This window comes from Terribacillus sp. FSL K6-0262, from assembly GCF_037977385.1.
GTDB lineage: Bacteria > Bacillota > Bacilli > Bacillales > Amphibacillaceae > Terribacillus.
The window spans coordinates 3210745-3226321 of record NZ_CP150277.1 but is presented as its reverse complement, the minus strand read 5'-3'; the positions used below and the strand labels follow the sequence as shown (position 1 = coordinate 3226321).

Here is a 15577-nt window from a genome sequence, read left to right as displayed (position 1 = left end):
ACTGATCCTCACCTTTATCATCAGGAACAAAGAAAGAGCGTTAACGATTGTCAACGCTTCTCATGCTCCGAATATAATCGTTACTACAATGATTGAAGCCATTATACCAATAACATCAGCCAACAGTCCAACTTTTAATGCATCTCCCATTTTACGGATACCGACTGCGCCAAAATACACTGTCAGCACATAGAAGGTCGTATCCGTGCTCCCTTGCAGGACAGAAGCGAGCCGGCCGATGAAAGAGTCGGGGCCGTGGGTCGCAATCAGTTCCGTTGTCATGCCTAAAGCGGCTGTCCCGCTGATCGGTCTGACGAGCGCCAGCGGGACGATATCAGCGGGCATTCCGAGAAAACTCAAGAAAGGTGTAATCAGACCGATAAGCGCATCTAATGCCCCGGATGCACGGAGAATGGAAATGGAAACCAGCATCCCAAGCAAAAAGGGAAGAATGGAGATGGCCAGACTGATTCCTTCCTTCCCGCCATCCACAAACAGCTCATATGTCGGCAGCTTTTTGGCTGTCGCGATCGCCAATACCACGAGGATCAGACAGGGAATGATCCATATACTGGCTGTAGTAAAAAGGCTCATACATGCCGCTCCTTCCGCCTCCGGATCTCATAGAAAATCCGATCGATCAAGATTGCCCCAATGAATGAAATGATGGAAGCCAGCAAGGTGGCACTGACGATTTCGGTTGGTGACTGGGATTCATATTTCATCCTGACCGCAAGCACTGTAGTCGGGATGAGTGTCAGACTGGAAGTATTGACAGCCAGGAAGGTGATCATCGAACGACTCGCCTTCGGACTATCACTGAGCTTCTTCATCTCCTCCATCGCCTTGATCCCCATTGGCGTCGCGGCATTGCCGAGCCCGAAGAAGTTGGCCGTCAAATTGGATAAGATATATCCCATGGCGGGATGGTCCTTTGGGATATCCGGAAACAATCTGGCGATGAATGGCTTTGCCATCTTGACCAGCCCATTCAACAGGCCTGCTGCTTCCGCTATTTTTGTGATACCAAGCCAAAACACCATCACACTTATCAAACTGATCGCCAGCACCACTGCATCATCCGCGCTTTTGAAGATTGCTTTATTCACTTCGTCCATCGTGCCGTTTATCATGGCGTAAATGATGCCTCCGATCGCCATCGCTGCCCAGATATAATTCACCATAGGCGGACACCTGCCAGTTCATCAAAGACTTTTTTGGCCGTACCGGCCAGGGTCGGTTTTTGCGGGATCGAATAAATCGGGACGGTGCCGATCTTTTTATCATTCAGGTAATAAACATCCGTACCTACCTGCTGTTTCTTTTCTTGTTTATCCGGATGCAGGAGATATGTCTTCGTTTGTGCCTGGTGCTTCTCTTGTTTGGAGACAGGGTATATGATCGAAGTGCCCGTCTCGGACTGTTTCAATTTGGTGAGCTTATATTCCTCAAAGCCCCAATCAAAAAGATTCATATGATCGCGCCAGTCATCCGGATCATCGATCGTGACGACAACCAGCTCCATGCCATCCTTCTCCGCCGTGCTCACCAGTGTTCTGCCCGCTTTCTTCGTATAGCCTGTTTTCCCGCCGGTGGAATATTCATAGTAGCGTGTCAGCATCTTATTCTTATTGCCCCAGGCATATTTCTTGGAGTCTGCTCTGTATGTTTTCGTAGCACTGATTTTTCGGAAGGTATCATTCTGCATGGCGTATCTCGTCAATAATGCCATGTCATACGCTGAACTGTGATGTGTCTCTGTATCCAGCCCATGCGGATTATCAAAATGGGAATCCTGCATTCCAAGCCATGCCGCTTTTTCATTCATCAGATGCGTGAAACCTTCCTCGCTGCCGCCGACATGCTCGGCGATGGCTACGGCTGCGTCATTGCCGGATCGAAGCATCAGCCCATATACCAAGTCTTTCAGCTGTATCTTTTCACCTTCCTTCAGATAAATGGAAGAACCCTCGGTATACACCGCATTTTTGCTGACAGTGACTTCCTCATCCATCTTGCCGGATTCAATGGCGATGATCGCTGTCATGATTTTTGTGATACTGGCAATCCGTTTCGGATCGGTTGCATTTTTCTCATATAGGATCCTGCCTGTGGAGAGCTCCATCAAGATAGCCGCATCAGCTGATACTCCAGGTTTGGCGGCAGCTTGTCCCGGCAGGAATGTAACACATAGGATAATGGCAGTCATGACAATCAGCATGCGCTTTAACATGTTTCGAACCTCCCTTGGTCATCTATCATCAGTGTATGCACCAGAGACAAGCTTATGAACAAGTGAAAAACCCCTATCCATATCCGGATAGGGGTCGATGCTCAAAACGGAGCCCATTTCACTTGTTTGGCTGCCTGGAATCTTTGTGTCACATTCACCCAATTGACAACATTCCACCAGTTTTCGATATACTGCTTTTTCTCAGTCTTGTATTGGAGATAATAAGCATGCTCCCACATGTCCAATACAAGCAAAGGTATCGTATCAAGCAGGCTGAAGAACTGATGCTTCTCCAGTGTCTGGATTGCCAGGTGGTGTGATCTCGGTTCCCAGACCAGGATGGCCCAGCCGACTCCTTCGACACTGTCTGCTGCGGCTGAGAACATCTCCTTGAATCTGCTGAAGGAGCCAAAATCTTTGCGGATTTGCTGAGCCAGCTGACCACTTGGCTCTCCACCTCCATTAGGCGACATATTGTACCAAAAGATCGTATGAAGAAAATGCCCTGAGCCATGGAAGGATTGCTCCCTGAAATAATGCTTATAATCCGAGCTCGTTTTATCCTTGCGATTCAGATAGAGCATTTCCTCTGCTTTGTTCAGTCCATCGACATAGGATTGATGATGCTTCGTATAGTGCAGCTCCATGATTTCCCTGCTGATATACGGCTCCAATGCATCGAATCGATAGGGAAGCGGCGGCAGACGGTGCTGCCCCCAGCGGATGCTGTTCTGCCGGGATGACTGTTCGGCCCTGGCTGCAATTCTTTCTGCATCCTGCCTGAACTGATGGATCGCTTCCCGGGAAACTGTGTCGGACGATAGGACATGCTGCAAGTTCTGCCGAAGCTCCCTGAGATCGGCTGCCCAGTCCCCTTCATGGGACTTGCCTGCATATACTTCCATGGCATTGCTCCATTCCAGCAATGCTTCCAGGTAATTTCTATTGTTCAAGATCGCTCACCTCGCCCTAGCATATGTACCCAGATGGCGAGGGGAATCTTGTCACTCTGTTTCTGCTGGGAAATCTTCAAAGAACAAATCCGCTTCATTTTCCGGATCGTCGACATCCTCCGGCAGCGGAGGCAGATCATCGAGGGAATGCAGGCCGAAATAAGCAAGGAATGCAAGTGTCGTAACATAAAGGATCGGTCTCCCGATGCCTTCCTTACGGCCGCTCTCTTCGATGAACCCCCTGGCTACGAGCGTCTGGATCGGCCGCTCACTTTTCACACCGCGCACTTCCTCGACCTCGACTCTGGTAATCGGCTGTTTATAGGCAATGATCGCCAGCGTCTCCAGTGCAGCCTGTGACAGCTTGCTGCTCTGCGGCGATTCGAGGAGTTTGCGATGATAAACTGCATGCTCTTGCTTCGTTGTCAGATGATAGGCACCTTTCATCTCCATGATGGATAATCCGCGGGTCGGAGAGTCGTATGCCTCTTTCAGCGCAGCCAGTTCCTTCTCCACTTCTTCTTCCCCTAAATCCAATGCATGCATGAGCTGTTTCTTTGTTAATCCTTCATCGCCGGCTGCAAACAACAGCCCTTCCAAAATACTGTTATACGGTACTTCCATCGTGTATCCCCATTTCAAATACGATTAGCTCATCAAAATGCTGTTTTTGTCTGCAGAAAACCTGCTGTTTCTTCATCAATTCCAATATCGCCATGAAAGTAACCACGATATGCTGCTTCGTCCGTTCCGGGAAGAGCTCGAAGAAATCTACTCCATTTTTTTTATTCCTGACAGTTTGAAGCACTTCGCCCATCCGATCTTCCAGCACGATTTCGGCCCGCTGTATCTTCGTATCGAGCGGCCGGCTCCATTCCCTCCTGCGAAAGACTCGCTGCAGAGCGGCCACCATATCATAGACAGTCACTTCACCTGGCTCCAGCGGCTTCAATTCCGGCTTATCAGGAAGCGGGGCCGGCGGTCTGGTATAAAGCTTGTCTGCTGACAGTTCTTTCGCCTTCAGCTCCTCGGCAGCTTCCTTGAATTTGCGATACTCAATCAAACGGTGCATCAGCTCATCCCGGGGATCTTCCTCCTCCATCAGTGCATCTTCATCGAGTGCTGCCTGATTGGGCAGCAGCAGCTGGCTCTTCATGGCAAGCAGCGTTGCCGCCATGACCAGATACTCACTGGCAATATTCAGTTCCAATTGCTGCATCGTATGTATATAATGCATATATTGCTCGGTGATCACAGCCACCGGAATATCATAAATATCGATTTCATATTGATTGATCAAATGCAGGAGCAGATCGAGCGGTCCTTCGAATCCATCCAATTTCACACTGTATCCTTGCACAGTATCTCCTCCTTCCGAAAAAAGTTCACAACCGCCCAAACCCCGGCTTTCCTCCTGTCATACCTTATACCGTAAGATAAATGTTCGGTTATCCCGGCATTTATCTGAGTCTTATCATACAAAGGAGGAATTCCACCATGGGTAGCTACGGCGGAGGATTTGCTTTGATCGTTGTGCTTTTCATTCTTCTAATCATCGTAGGTGCTGCTTGGCTCTAAGCCGATAGTACAAAGAAAACCAGCCTTCGATAGGAGGCTGGTTTTTATTTTAAGCTTCTGTTTCGCATTTCTCAAGGAAATTCTTTGTTTCATCCGTCGCCATGACTTGATGCATCGGCGCGTACATATTCCGCAGCTCGCAAACCATTTGTTTGCCGATGCCATTCCCCCGGTGGGAAGGGTCAACCGAAATATGCTGCACGATGGCTTTATCCTCATCGATTACGACACCTATCGCACCAAGGATATCATCTTCATCTTTCCAAAGAAACAAGTGCCAATTTGGGTTGTCATTGTATTCCTGGATCGTTCCCTGCAGTTTTTTCACTTCTTTTACATTGGGCATGAAAGATAAAAGTCCCATTGCGATTTTTTCCATTGACTTCTTGTAACGTATTAGCATAATAACCCCTCATTAAGAAAATAACCTTCTGATCATAGACAGAAGAAACAGGACACTCACTCCCATCATGATCCAGAAAAGCACCTTCTCTTGTTTGTCACTATCCTGCAACTGTGTTTCAGCTCCTGCCTTACGTAGTCTTATTTAAAACCTATCTACGTTTTTTGTCAACTTTACATTCTCTTTTCATCCATATATTCCCTGCAGGACTTCGGCAAGGAAATTCCTTGCTAGTTTTCCCTGTATTTCAAGCCCCATACAATGGACATAAGCAGAATATGGCGAGGATAATCGTTTATGTGGTATCATCATCAAGGAGTACATACTCTTTTCAATTTTAGGAGGACAAGCAAATGGCAAAAAAAGGTTACATCCTGATGCTGGATGGCGATAAAATCGAATTCGAACTCTATCCGGAGGAAGCACCGAACACAGTAGCGAACTTTGAACAGCTCGCAAACTCCGGTTTTTATGATGGCGTCATTTTCCACCGTGTCATCCCTGGCTTCGTAAGCCAAGGCGGCGACCCGACAGGTACCGGCATGGGCGGAAGCGGAAAGACGATCAAATGCGAAACAGAAGGAAACCCCCACAAACATGAAGCAGGCAGCCTTTCCATGGCACACGCAGGAAAAGATACCGGCTCCAGCCAATTCTTCATCGTGCATGAGCCGCAGCCTCACTTGGATGGTGTCCACACTGTCTTCGGTAAAGTGACATCAGGACTGGAAGTCGCTCGCAATATGAGAAATGGCGACACAATGGAAACTGTAAAAGTTTTCGATGAGGAATGAAAAAAATCCTGTATGCAGCGTGCATACAGGATTTTTTCATTCGTAGGATAAGTCCAGCCTTGTCAATTCCTCTGCTTCTTCCCGTCTTACCACAAGTTTGTCTTCCCCATTTTCGACAAAGACGACAGCGGGTCTGCCGAAGCGATTATAATTATTTGCCATGGCATAGCCATAGGCGCCGGTACTGAATACGGCAAGCAAGTCCCCTGCCTCCACTTTCGGCAAATCGATATCCCAGATCAGCATATCGCCGGATTCACAGCACTTCCCGGCGATGGAGACTGTCTCGACCGGCGGCTCATCCGCGCGATTGGCGATTTTTGCTTCATAAACGGCATTGTAAAGTGCCGGACGAAGATTATCCGTCATCCCGCCATCCACAGCAACATATTTGCGCACTCCTGGAATTTCCTTTACAGAACCGATCGTATATAAGGTGACAGCTGCGTTACCCACGATTGATCTGCCCGGTTCGATCCAAATCTCCGGCATTTCGATTGCTGCTTTTTCTGCTTCGGCTTTGATCCGCTCCACCAATGCATAAATATAATCAGACAACGGAAGCGGTTCATCACTTTCCGTATAGCGAATCCCAAATCCGCCCCCCACATTAAGCACAGCCGGTGCAAAGCCGTAATTCGTTTGCCACGATTTGATCAGCTCGAACAGTCTGTCCACTGCCATCAGGAATCCGTCCGTCTCGAAAATCTGCGAACCGATATGGCAATGCAGCCCTTTCATATTGATCACTTCACTGTCCTTCACCTTCAGGAACGCTTCCTCTGCTTGACCGTTCGCAATATCGAAGCCGAACTTGGAATCTTCATTCCCTGTCAAAATATAGTCATGTGTATGTGCTTCGATACCAGGAGTGACGCGCAGAAGGACATCCATTTGCTTTCCTTGATCTTTCAGCACCGCTTCCAATAAAGCAATTTCATGGAAGTTATCCACAACCACACAGCCGATATCGTGTCTCACAGCCATGGAAAGTTCTTCATAACTCTTATTATTGCCATGCAGATGAATCTTTTCCGTCGGAAATCCTGCTTTCAAAGCAGTATGCAGCTCTCCTTGCGAAACGACATCCAAGGATAGTTTCTCCTGCTTGGCCACTTGCAGCATGGCAACGGAAGAAAAAGCCTTGCTGGCGTATGCGACTTGCGCCTTTACTCCCAAAGTCTCGAATGCTTCGACAAATGCCTTGGCATTCTTCCGGATGATACCGACATCATACACGAATAGCGGTGTTCCATATTTATCAGCAAGTGTGACGGCATCCACACCGCCGATTTCCAATACATGCTGATCATTTATCACAAATGGGTGCTGCATAAACTATTACCTCCAAACAACGTCTTCATCGGTCCGGCATAAGCAAAAGCCCATCTTTCCGCATAGGAAGAAGATGAGCTTTCGCATCAAACGCCGCACTACCCGAATTTTCATAAAAAATAGATAGAGTAAACGTACCATATTCTCATTTTTCTAGCAACTATGAATTCGGCATCCTCGTTTTATCAGGGGAATTCGTGATAGTTGGACGATATTTGGACAATGGAACCGGGGTCCGATAGACCACTTGTAAAAGCGCCCTCAAATTGAAAGGGATGAACGGCCACATATACGGTGTATTGAGTGATCTGGTTCCGACCAGGAACAAGATCGCCAGCGTGATGCTTATGACAAATCCAGGGACCCCGAATATGGCAGTTGCAATCAAGAAGAATAACCTTGTAATTTTATTCGAGACACTAAGCTCGAAGCTTGGTGTGACAAAGGAGCCGACAGCGGAAACTGCAACATAAAGGATGACCTCTGGCGTGAACAGCCCTACATTTATGGCGATTTCACCAATCAGGACAGCAGCGATAAGACCCATTGCCGTCGATAGCGGCGTAGGCGTATGGATCGCGGCCAACCGGAGGAATTCAATTCCCAAATCGGCTAAAAGGATCTGGAGGAATAAAGGGATATGTCCTCCTCCCTTGTTCGGGCCGATAAAGTCGATGGTCTCCGGCAGCAGTTCTGGATGAACCGTTATAAGATACCAAAAAGGCAAAAGAAACAAGGATACAAATATCCCCACCAGCCGGACCCAGCGTATGAATGAACCAGGTCCTGGCGACTCCCGATATTCCTCGGCATGCTGCAAATGGGAAAAATAGGTCGTCGGCGTGATGATGACACTAGGTGAAGTATCGACAATGATCAGCACATGACCCTCAAAAAGGTGAATAGCTCCTATGTCGGGCCTTTCGGTGTACCTGACAAGCGGAAAAGGCCTGTTGCCTTGTTTTACGATGAACTCTTCCACTGATTTATCAGACATCGGCAATCCATCGATTTCGATCTCCCGCAATTCCTTTTTGATGAGCTTCACTAAATTAGGGTCGGCGACATCTTCTATATACGCAATGCAAATATCAGTCTTCGATCTTTCCCCTACTTGCATCATTTCCAACCGAAGCCGCTCATCCCGGATCCTCCTGCGCGTCAGGGCGGTGTTGATGATGATATTTTCCGTATACCCATCACGCGGACCGCGAATGACCTTCTCTGTATCCGGCTCTTCCGGCTGTCTGCCCGGATAGGATCTTGTATCGACGACGAAGGCAAAATCGTAGCCATCGATGAAAACGACAATCAATCCGGACAGATATTGATCGACAGTATCATCAAGGCTTTCGGTCCGTCTTACTTGCATGTGCACCAAACGGTTTTCGATGATTTCAGGAACTTTGTTTACATTTCTTTCATCATCATTGATACTCATCAATTTCGATAGCACACGCTGGACGATTTCAGCATCCGCAAGACCGGTTGTATAATAGATTTCAACGCGTTTTTTGAGAATGATCAAGGTACGATGACCGACGTCGAATGATACGCCGACACCCACACGCTCTTTCATGAAGTCGTTCACTTCATCTATCTTTGATGGTATAGGCGTTTTCTGTTCTTTAGCCATTTCGGCTTCCCTCCCTTTCAAGGATGATGCGTAGTGCTTGTTCGGTGATCGGGGAGCCAAGTTCGATCGCGTCCTTTCCGTGCATCTTGCCAATATCCCCGATGGCAATGACTAACGGAAGATCCAACTGATCCAATAAGTAAACAGTATCCCCATTGATACGGCCTAATTCCTCGGTGATGACACCTTCCTTGTCCACTCCGTATGGCAGCAGCTCCCCGTCTTGATCGATCGAGAAGCTGACTCTGCTCCATTCTTGATTTTGTGTATGTGATGCAACTGCCAAGGCACCGATCACTTCGATTCCCGGGTCATCGTTTATCGCCTTCAGCAGCTTTTCCCCCTTGCCGATGCCTGGTACACCGCCGTCATCAAGGAGGACATAAACCGGTTCATCATCAGCAGAGTGGATGGCATTTTTCATCACATCAGCATCGATTGTCATCGGATTATCCGCTAAATGGGATAAAGATGTCCCGCCAAGCTTTTTGGCAAGGTAATCAATTGTCCGCTTGGCATAAGCGTCACCGTCTGTAATCAGAATGACTTTCTTCATGCAGGGTTCATCCCTTTGGTTTAAAGAATACCGACACTAGGAATCCAAAAAGAATGGCTGCAGCGATACCTGCGGATGTCAGCTGGAACATGCCGAGTGCGATTCCCCAAAAGCCATGCTTATCCGCTTCCGCCATGGCACCGTGAAGCAAGGAATGACCAAAACTTGTGATCGGCACCGAAGCACCGGCGCCGGCAAAGGCAATCAAATTATCATATAGGTCGAACCCGTCAAGCACGCAACCAGCTACAACGAATGTACTCATGACATGTCCTGCATCCAGTTTCGCAATATCCAGAAGCAGCTGACCGACGACACAGATCAGGCCTCCGATGACAAATGCCCAGAAATAATCCATGCTCATCCCTCCTCCCTTACCAGCACTACACCATGCGCAATCGCTGGAATGGATTCCTTTTGCCGAATGACTGTCGGGTTCATCAAGGCACCCGTCGCAGTGACCAATATTCGTTTATAGGCACCCTTGCGCATCTCATCCAGCAGATGGGAGTATGTCACGATAGCGGAACAGGCTGTTCCGCTGCCGCCGGCAAGCATTCCTTGATCCTGGTTGTAAAGCAAATTGCCGCAATCTTTATGTACGGCATCGATGTTGATTCCGTCACTGCGGAGCATATCCTTAAGAATCGGCGAACCGACACTCGACAAATCACCTGTAACGATCAAATCGTAATCAGAAGGCGTACGGCCAAAATCACTCAAGTGCCGTTTGATCGTGTCGTAAGCAGCCGGAACCATAGCACTCCCAAGATCAAAGGCATTAGTGGCACCAAAATCGACTACCTTGCCGATCGTCGCTCCTTCGATGCGGATCTGGCTTTTTTCCCTGCTGACAAGTGCGCATCCTGCACCTGTGGCGGTACTGGTCGCTGTAGCCGGTTTTTGGTTCCCATATTCCGTCGGGAACCGGAATTGCCGCTCGGCTGTGGCATTATGACTGCAGACCGCTGTCAAAATTCGATCTGCGGCTCCGGAATCGACCAGATGGGAAGCGATAGCCAATGTTTCCATGCTGGTGGAGCAGGCACCGAACATCCCGAGATAGGACATATCCAGATCACGTGCAGTATAATTGGCGCTCACATTCTGATTCAGCAGATCCCCTGCAATGAACATATCGATATGCTGCGGCTTAAGACCAGCTTTTTCCAACGTTATCTGTATCGAATCCTGCAATAGTTTCCTTTCCGCCATTTCCCAATTATCTTCCCCGCAGTACAGGTTGTCGTAGGATTTATCGAACAAACTGCCCAAGGGGCCATTGGCTTCTTTCGGTCCCACACTGGTACCAGTTTCCTGGATATAAACAGGCTGATTCAACGTCCAGGATTGCTTCCCTATTTTCACCATTTTCTCATCCTCCGATCAGCTGGCTGAATACATACCGGATGATGCCGACAATATAGGCCGACGTAACCCCGAATACAATGACACTCCCAGCTAGTTTGAACATATTGGAGCCTACCCCGAGTACATATCCTTCAGATTTGTATTCCAGTGCAGCACTGGTCACCGCATTGGCGAAGCCAGTCACCGGTACTGCCGATCCCGCTCCGGCAAATTGCGCGATGCGGTCGTAAACCCCTATCCCGGTCAAAAGGGCAGAAAGCAGGATCAGTGTCGTGACAGTCGGCGTACCAGCCTCCTGCTGTGTCATATCGAATACTTGCATATAAAACTTGGTCAGCAGTTCGCCGATAAGGCAGATGAATCCGCCGACAAAGAAGGCCTTCAGGCAGTTTCTGACGTATGGTACTTTTGGGTAATACGTTTTTGCTGTGTCGGTATAATTTTCTTTTCTGAACTTGGAATCCATGATGTCACCTCTTTGATTAATAGGAAAATAAAAGCCATTGGAATAAAGAGCCGGTGATCTTCCCCAGGACGATTGCCATGAAGAACCAGATTATGCTGCCATCCATTCCGATACGCCGGGTCAGGATCGGGAATACATTCAGCACTTCCGTCAAAGCTGCAGCAAGCATCCCGACAAATATGCCATGCAAGAGACCCCAAAAAACAATCAAGAGAATCGGCGCATGGAAGTGAAAATAATGGAAGGAAAGAATCGTTCCGCCACAAGCACCGGCAGTGACCCCTGCTTCATAAGTAAGCAGGAACCCATGCGTCTTGCTCAGCTGCACAAGCCTTGGGATGATGCCAAGCACCGTGAGGAAAGCAACAAATCCAGCTCCGGTTGCAAGTCCTGCACTCAGCCCGATCAGCACTTCAGCTATGGCGGTCCACATGCTGCTGTTCCAATTCATTTTCGTGATAAGCCACATAAACATCCATATCACGCTGGTATTTGTGCATTTCCACTTCCAGCGGGCTCGGCTCCTCATTCAGCCTTTTCTTGAATACATGGTTGAAAAAGAGGATCATCCCCACTCCGATGCCGATGCTGTATGGAATTTGCAGCCAAAGCGGATGCAATAGCTTTTCACCCGTCAAAAGAAAATGGATTTGCTGCTGCACCGGCTCCATCGCAACATCAAAATGAAAATTCATGATCGTCATGGCAGATCCGATGAACAAAAGCAGCCAAATAAGAATGACTAGCGGCCAGACTGTGCGTTTTGCCGAATGCTGGACATGAACGATCGTCTGCTCCGCACCAATCAGCTGAAGCTCGTGATCGGGGAACAGCTTCATCAGCTGCTGAAACACCGAAAAGCAATCCAGGACAACGATATTGCTGTCTTTTTCGCCGATTCTGTAAATGACGGTGTCGAGCATGCGCTCCTTATGCTCTCCTGCATTCGCGATGTAGGCGATGTCCTTCAGTTTGATGACAGACTTTGGAGCGGTTTTGATTTTCCGAATGAATCGGATATATACTATAGCTGGCATATACACCTCTCCTATGAAGAAGGGTTTCTGTCCTTAGTATGGGAAAAGCACCAGAAAACATGCTGGTAATTCCAGGCAACAAAAAAAGCTTCTGCACGATGTGCAAAAGCTACTTCTCCAATTGCTCCTTGATGGCAGCCAATATTTTTTTTTCGAGCCGGGACACCTGGACTTGGGAGATGCCAAGACGCTCGGAAACTTCGGATTGTGTCTGATCCTTATAAAACCGCAAATACACAATAAGCCGTTCCCTTTCTCCAAGGGACTGGATCGCTTCCTGCAAGGCCAGCTTATCGAACCAGTTATTATCCTGTTCCGCAATCTGATCAAGCAGCGTTATCGGATCACCATCATTTTCGAAAACCGTCTCATGGATGGAGTGCGGCAGTTTGGCAGCCTCCTCCGCATGGATTATTTCCTCCGGGGACAGCTCGAGTTCCTTGGCGATTTCCTGAATGGTAGGGACTCGATTCAGCACCTTGGTCATTTCTTCTTTTTTCTTCCTTACTTTGTTGGCCGTCTCTTTCAGCGATCGGCTGACCTTCAAGCTGCCATCGTCCCGGATGAAACGCTGGATTTCACCGATGATCATCGGTACTGCATAAGTGGAGAAGCGGACATCATAAGCCAGATCGAATTTATCGATCGACTTGATCAAGCCTATACAGCCGATCTGGAACAGGTCATCCGGTTCATATCCGCGGTTGATGAAACGCTGTACGACCGACCAAACGAGTCGTACATTCCTTTCGACAAGTATATCCCGTGCTTCTTTATCTCCATTCTGACTTAACTGGATGTATGTTTTCACTTGCTTATCGGTCAATTGTTCCTTTGCCTTTTGCTGTTTCAAATATACATCCATCAGCCCCACCTACTGACTCATGGCTTTGCTTGAATTGAACTGCTTATTCATCGTCACCGTCGTGCCTTCCCCTTCTGCTGAATGCACATACACATGATCCATGAAATTTTCCATGATCGTGAAGCCCATGCCCGATCGTTCCATATCCGGCTTGGAGGTGAACAGCGGCTCCATGGCCTGCTCCACATCCGGGATGCCGACGCCTTCATCCCGGATGATCAGCTCGACTTCGTCATCCGAGAGTGTGCAGATAATCGTGATCATCTGGTCGGGATCCGAATTATAGCCATGGATGATGGCATTGGTCACTGCTTCGGATACAACCGTCTTGATTTCAGTCAGCTCGTCCATGGTCGGATCAAGCTGTGAGACAAATGACGCTACTGTCACCCGGGCAAACGCTTCGTTTCGACTCTGACTAGAAAAGGAAAACCGCATCATATTCGTGTTCATGATAATACCACCCCGAAAGTTTCCAGCGCATAGCGCTCATTTTCTTCAAACCGGATAATCTTGAAAAGACCGGATAATTGAAACAGCCTCTCCACAGCCGGTGTCAGACTGCAGACGACCATTTCCCGTCCCTCTGCTTTCAGTTCCTTATATCTGCCAAGAATGACACCCAGACCCGAGCTATCCATAAATGAAAGAGATTCCAGGTTCAGGACCATATGCTTGATGCCTGGCTGCTGCAGGGCAAGCTGCCAGCTTTCCTTCAATTCGCTCGCTGTATGATGGTCGAGTTCCCCATTGAGACGTGCCAGCAAGATGGATTCCTTCAATTCATAATCGACTGTCAATCCCATAGCTTTCTCCTCCTTTATCTGTCTATAGAATTCTGCAGAAAAAGGCGAATACCTTGTGGGTGACAAAAATAGAAGAAACTCGCAAGTCTTAGGCAATATCAGCGGAATTTCACCATATCGTCGAAGCTGCGTTTGATCAGCAGCCAATAGCTGGCCATCGGAACATCCTCTTTCATGATTAGCGGTGTGGAGGAAATCAGCTTGCCATCCGCTTTCACTTCCAGAACGCCTACTTGTTCGCCGGCTTTGAGCGGCAGGGACAGGTCTGGCTGATAGCTGACTTTCGTCGACAATTCACCCAGCTTCTCCCCTTTTTTGACAAGCAGGGACACAGGCTCGGCGGTAACGACTGGAATATCTTCACTGCGAGCCTTCAGCATATCAAGCTTGGCCACAGTCTGCTCCTGTTTATAAAGCTGTTTTATTGTATATTGGTTAAAACCATAATCAAGCAGGCGCGACACTTCATTGTTCCGCTGCTTAGGTGTTTCAGCTCCCATTACGACAGCAATCACGCGCATACCATCTTTCTTGGCAGTTGCCGTCAGACAATATCTCGCTTCTTTTGTAAACCCGGTTTTCAATCCATCGACGCCAGGATAGAATTTTACCAGCTTATTTGTATTGACAAGCCAGAATGGATCATCTGAATCCTTGCGCAGATAATCCTCATAAATGCTGGTGAATTCGGTGATTTCTTCATACTCCAGCAATGCTCTTGCCATCAGCGCCATGTCCTTGGCAGTCGAATAGTGATCCGCTGCCGGCAAACCCGTTGCATTTTGGAATTTTGTATGGGAGAGGCCAAGTTCCCTTGCCTTCTCATTCATCTTTTTCACGAAAGCATCTTCTGTTCCGGCAATCTTCTCGGCCAATGCCACACTTGCATCATTGCCCGATGCGACTGCTATTCCTTTCAGCAAATCCTTCACTGTCATTTCTTCCCCGGGTTCAAGGAAGATTTGCGACCCTCCCATGCTTGCCGCATACTCACTGGCTCTGACTCTTTCATCATATTGCAGTCTGCCAGCGTCGATTTCTTCCATGATCAAAAGCATCGTCATGATTTTTGTCATGCTCGCCGGGGGAAGTTGTTCTTCCATATTCTCCCCTGCCAGGACGCGGCCTGTATCCCGTTCGATTAATATCGATGATTTAGCCGTCTTCCCCTCCTGTTTTTCAGCAAACGCTTGTGATGGCACCACTCCAAAACTGATCATAAAAACAATCAGCAAACTGAATAGACTCATTTTTCTCATTGTAAGTTTCCTCCGTTTACGGTAATACAGTTAGAATCTCCCAAATGAGTCGATTTATTTATAAATTTGCATATAAAAAAACAGCCCTTTTAAAGGACTGCTTCCGTATCAGGAAAGGACGTCGTAAATCATCTGCAATATTTCCGGCTGGACAGCATCGATCGAATGTATGGCTTGCCAAGACTTAATTCAAGGATTCTGCAGCCTGTGCATGCAGGATGGCAATCGTTTCTCCCTGGTCTGTGAATAGGTTTCGGTTTTCCGGCAATAGCTGTATCGCCATAC

At 48.0% G+C, this 15577-nt stretch carries 21 protein-coding genes; 2 read left to right on the top strand and 19 right to left on the bottom strand.

What is annotated here, in order from left to right:
- Positions 1-60: 60 nt before the first annotated feature.
- From MHI54_RS16575 to MHI54_RS16550, 6 genes are all read right to left on the bottom strand, one after another.
- The gene (locus MHI54_RS16575) at positions 61-594 is read right to left on the bottom strand and encodes a spore maturation protein (protein WP_095215292.1); all 534 of its coding nucleotides are present in this window, start codon (positions 592-594) and stop codon (positions 61-63) included.
- Positions 591-1184, bottom strand: coding sequence for a nucleoside recognition domain-containing protein (locus MHI54_RS16570; RefSeq protein ID WP_095215293.1), 594 nt, complete (start codon positions 1182-1184; stop codon positions 591-593). The genes MHI54_RS16575 and MHI54_RS16570 overlap by 4 nt, the downstream gene beginning before the upstream one ends.
- Positions 1178-2233 carry a D-alanyl-D-alanine carboxypeptidase family protein gene (locus MHI54_RS16565; protein ID WP_340082049.1) on the bottom strand — a complete coding sequence of 352 codons (1056 nt, stop codon included), beginning with the start codon at positions 2231-2233 and terminating at the stop codon, positions 1178-1180. The genes MHI54_RS16570 and MHI54_RS16565 overlap by 7 nt, the downstream gene beginning before the upstream one ends.
- A 101-nt stretch (positions 2234-2334) precedes the next feature.
- Positions 2335-3186, bottom strand: coding sequence for a superoxide dismutase (locus MHI54_RS16560; protein ID WP_340082048.1), 852 nt, complete (start codon positions 3184-3186; stop codon positions 2335-2337).
- Between the two features lie 51 nt (positions 3187-3237).
- Positions 3238-3810: an SMC-Scp complex subunit ScpB gene (scpB, locus tag MHI54_RS16555; protein WP_095215295.1), complete on the bottom strand. Its 573-nt coding sequence runs from the start codon at positions 3808-3810 to the stop codon at positions 3238-3240.
- Positions 3794-4546 carry a segregation/condensation protein A gene (locus tag MHI54_RS16550; RefSeq protein ID WP_095215396.1) on the bottom strand — a complete coding sequence of 251 codons (753 nt, stop codon included), beginning with the start codon at positions 4544-4546 and terminating at the stop codon, positions 3794-3796. The genes scpB and MHI54_RS16550 overlap by 17 nt, the downstream gene beginning before the upstream one ends.
- A 137-nt stretch (positions 4547-4683) precedes the next feature.
- Between MHI54_RS16550 and MHI54_RS16545 the strand changes: the two genes are divergently transcribed.
- A complete protein-coding gene (locus MHI54_RS16545) occupies positions 4684-4764 on the top strand; it encodes a YjcZ family sporulation protein (RefSeq protein WP_038561009.1) in 81 nt (26 codons plus the stop codon).
- 49 nt (positions 4765-4813) lie between these two features.
- Here the strand turns inward: MHI54_RS16545 and MHI54_RS16540 are convergent, their stop codons facing one another.
- A complete protein-coding gene (locus tag MHI54_RS16540; RefSeq protein ID WP_095215297.1) occupies positions 4814-5167 on the bottom strand; it encodes a GNAT family N-acetyltransferase in 354 nt (117 codons plus the stop codon).
- A 353-nt stretch (positions 5168-5520) separates the two neighbouring features.
- Here MHI54_RS16540 and MHI54_RS16535 point away from each other — a divergent pair, with 353 nt between their 5' ends.
- Positions 5521-5961: a peptidylprolyl isomerase gene (locus tag MHI54_RS16535; protein WP_095215298.1), complete on the top strand. Its 441-nt coding sequence runs from the start codon at positions 5521-5523 to the stop codon at positions 5959-5961.
- Positions 5962-5997: 36 nt separating this feature from the next.
- Here MHI54_RS16535 and lysA read toward each other — a convergent pair whose 3' ends face one another.
- The 12 genes from lysA to MHI54_RS16475 form a co-directional block, all read right to left on the bottom strand.
- Positions 5998-7296 carry a diaminopimelate decarboxylase gene (gene lysA / locus MHI54_RS16530; RefSeq protein WP_095215299.1) on the bottom strand — a complete coding sequence of 433 codons (1299 nt, stop codon included), beginning with the start codon at positions 7294-7296 and terminating at the stop codon, positions 5998-6000.
- Between the two features lie 160 nt (positions 7297-7456).
- Positions 7457-8932 carry a spore germination protein gene (locus MHI54_RS16525; RefSeq protein WP_340082047.1) on the bottom strand — a complete coding sequence of 492 codons (1476 nt, stop codon included), beginning with the start codon at positions 8930-8932 and terminating at the stop codon, positions 7457-7459.
- Entirely contained in the window at positions 8925-9488 is a 564-nt protein-coding gene (locus MHI54_RS16520; protein WP_095215301.1) for a stage V sporulation protein AE, read from the bottom strand. Before MHI54_RS16520 ends, MHI54_RS16525 begins: the two co-directional genes overlap by 8 nt.
- 7 nt (positions 9489-9495) lie before the next feature.
- Positions 9496-9846 carry a stage V sporulation protein AE gene (gene spoVAE / locus MHI54_RS16515; protein ID WP_095215302.1) on the bottom strand — a complete coding sequence of 117 codons (351 nt, stop codon included), beginning with the start codon at positions 9844-9846 and terminating at the stop codon, positions 9496-9498.
- Positions 9847-9848: 2 nt separating this feature from the next.
- The gene (spoVAD, locus tag MHI54_RS16510; RefSeq protein WP_340082046.1) at positions 9849-10859 is read right to left on the bottom strand and encodes a stage V sporulation protein AD; all 1011 of its coding nucleotides are present in this window, start codon (positions 10857-10859) and stop codon (positions 9849-9851) included.
- 4 nt (positions 10860-10863) lie between these two features.
- On the bottom strand, positions 10864-11325 hold the full coding sequence (gene spoVAC / locus MHI54_RS16505; RefSeq protein WP_095215304.1) for a stage V sporulation protein AC: 462 nt from the start codon (positions 11323-11325) through the stop codon (positions 10864-10866).
- A 16-nt stretch (positions 11326-11341) separates the two neighbouring features.
- Complete coding sequence (locus tag MHI54_RS16500) at positions 11342-11758, bottom strand: stage V sporulation protein AB (RefSeq protein WP_095215305.1); 417 nt, start codon at positions 11756-11758, stop codon at positions 11342-11344.
- A complete protein-coding gene (locus MHI54_RS16495; protein WP_095215306.1) occupies positions 11739-12362 on the bottom strand; it encodes a stage V sporulation protein AA in 624 nt (207 codons plus the stop codon). Before MHI54_RS16495 ends, MHI54_RS16500 begins: the two co-directional genes overlap by 20 nt.
- 109 nt (positions 12363-12471) lie before the next feature.
- Entirely contained in the window at positions 12472-13227 is a 756-nt protein-coding gene (gene sigF / locus MHI54_RS16490) for an RNA polymerase sporulation sigma factor SigF (protein WP_095215307.1), read from the bottom strand.
- Positions 13228-13236: 9 nt separating this feature from the next.
- Positions 13237-13680, bottom strand: a complete 444-nt coding sequence (spoIIAB, locus tag MHI54_RS16485) for an anti-sigma F factor (protein WP_095215308.1) — start codon at positions 13678-13680, stop codon at positions 13237-13239.
- Positions 13677-14033 carry an anti-sigma F factor antagonist gene (gene spoIIAA, locus MHI54_RS16480; RefSeq protein ID WP_095215309.1) on the bottom strand — a complete coding sequence of 119 codons (357 nt, stop codon included), beginning with the start codon at positions 14031-14033 and terminating at the stop codon, positions 13677-13679. The genes spoIIAB and spoIIAA overlap by 4 nt, the downstream gene beginning before the upstream one ends.
- Before the next feature lie 98 nt (positions 14034-14131).
- Positions 14132-15292 (bottom strand): D-alanyl-D-alanine carboxypeptidase family protein, encoded by a 1161-nt coding sequence (locus MHI54_RS16475; RefSeq protein WP_095215310.1) that lies wholly within the window; start codon positions 15290-15292, stop codon positions 14132-14134.
- Positions 15293-15577 lie beyond the last annotated feature (285 nt).

Bases quoted from the DNA above. Each gene is read 5' to 3' on its own strand.
- MHI54_RS16495 (WP_095215306.1), bottom strand. From the start codon at position 12,362: ATGCCAGCTATAGTATATATCCGATTCATTCGGAAAATCAAAACCGCT.
- MHI54_RS16535 (WP_095215298.1), top strand. From the start codon at position 5,521: ATGGCAAAAAAAGGTTACATCCTGATGCTGGATGGCGATAAAATCGAA.
- MHI54_RS16565 (WP_340082049.1), bottom strand. From the start codon at position 2,233: ATGTTAAAGCGCATGCTGATTGTCATGACTGCCATTATCCTATGTGTT.
- MHI54_RS16570 (WP_095215293.1), bottom strand. From the start codon at position 1,184: ATGGTGAATTATATCTGGGCAGCGATGGCGATCGGAGGCATCATTTAC.
- MHI54_RS16540 (WP_095215297.1), bottom strand. From the start codon at position 5,167: ATGCTAATACGTTACAAGAAGTCAATGGAAAAAATCGCAATGGGACTT.
- MHI54_RS16520 (WP_095215301.1), bottom strand. From the start codon at position 9,488: ATGAAGAAAGTCATTCTGATTACAGACGGTGACGCTTATGCCAAGCGG.
- MHI54_RS16475 (WP_095215310.1), bottom strand. From the start codon at position 15,292: ATGAGAAAAATGAGTCTATTCAGTTTGCTGATTGTTTTTATGATCAGT.
- spoIIAA (WP_095215309.1), bottom strand. From the start codon at position 14,033: ATGGGATTGACAGTCGATTATGAATTGAAGGAATCCATCTTGCTGGCA.
- spoVAE (WP_095215302.1), bottom strand. From the start codon at position 9,846: ATGGATTATTTCTGGGCATTTGTCATCGGAGGCCTGATCTGTGTCGTC.
- spoVAD (WP_340082046.1), bottom strand. From the start codon at position 10,859: ATGGTGAAAATAGGGAAGCAATCCTGGACGTTGAATCAGCCTGTTTAT.
- MHI54_RS16525 (WP_340082047.1), bottom strand. From the start codon at position 8,932: ATGGCTAAAGAACAGAAAACGCCTATACCATCAAAGATAGATGAAGTG.
- spoVAC (WP_095215304.1), bottom strand. From the start codon at position 11,325: ATGGATTCCAAGTTCAGAAAAGAAAATTATACCGACACAGCAAAAACG.
- scpB (WP_095215295.1), bottom strand. From the start codon at position 3,810: ATGGAAGTACCGTATAACAGTATTTTGGAAGGGCTGTTGTTTGCAGCC.
- lysA (WP_095215299.1), bottom strand. From the start codon at position 7,296: ATGCAGCACCCATTTGTGATAAATGATCAGCATGTATTGGAAATCGGC.
- MHI54_RS16575 (WP_095215292.1), bottom strand. From the start codon at position 594: ATGAGCCTTTTTACTACAGCCAGTATATGGATCATTCCCTGTCTGATC.
- MHI54_RS16500 (WP_095215305.1), bottom strand. From the start codon at position 11,758: ATGTGGACCGCCATAGCTGAAGTGCTGATCGGGCTGAGTGCAGGACTT.
- sigF (WP_095215307.1), bottom strand. From the start codon at position 13,227: ATGGATGTATATTTGAAACAGCAAAAGGCAAAGGAACAATTGACCGAT.
- MHI54_RS16545 (WP_038561009.1), top strand. From the start codon at position 4,684: ATGGGTAGCTACGGCGGAGGATTTGCTTTGATCGTTGTGCTTTTCATT.
- spoIIAB (WP_095215308.1), bottom strand. From the start codon at position 13,680: ATGAACACGAATATGATGCGGTTTTCCTTTTCTAGTCAGAGTCGAAAC.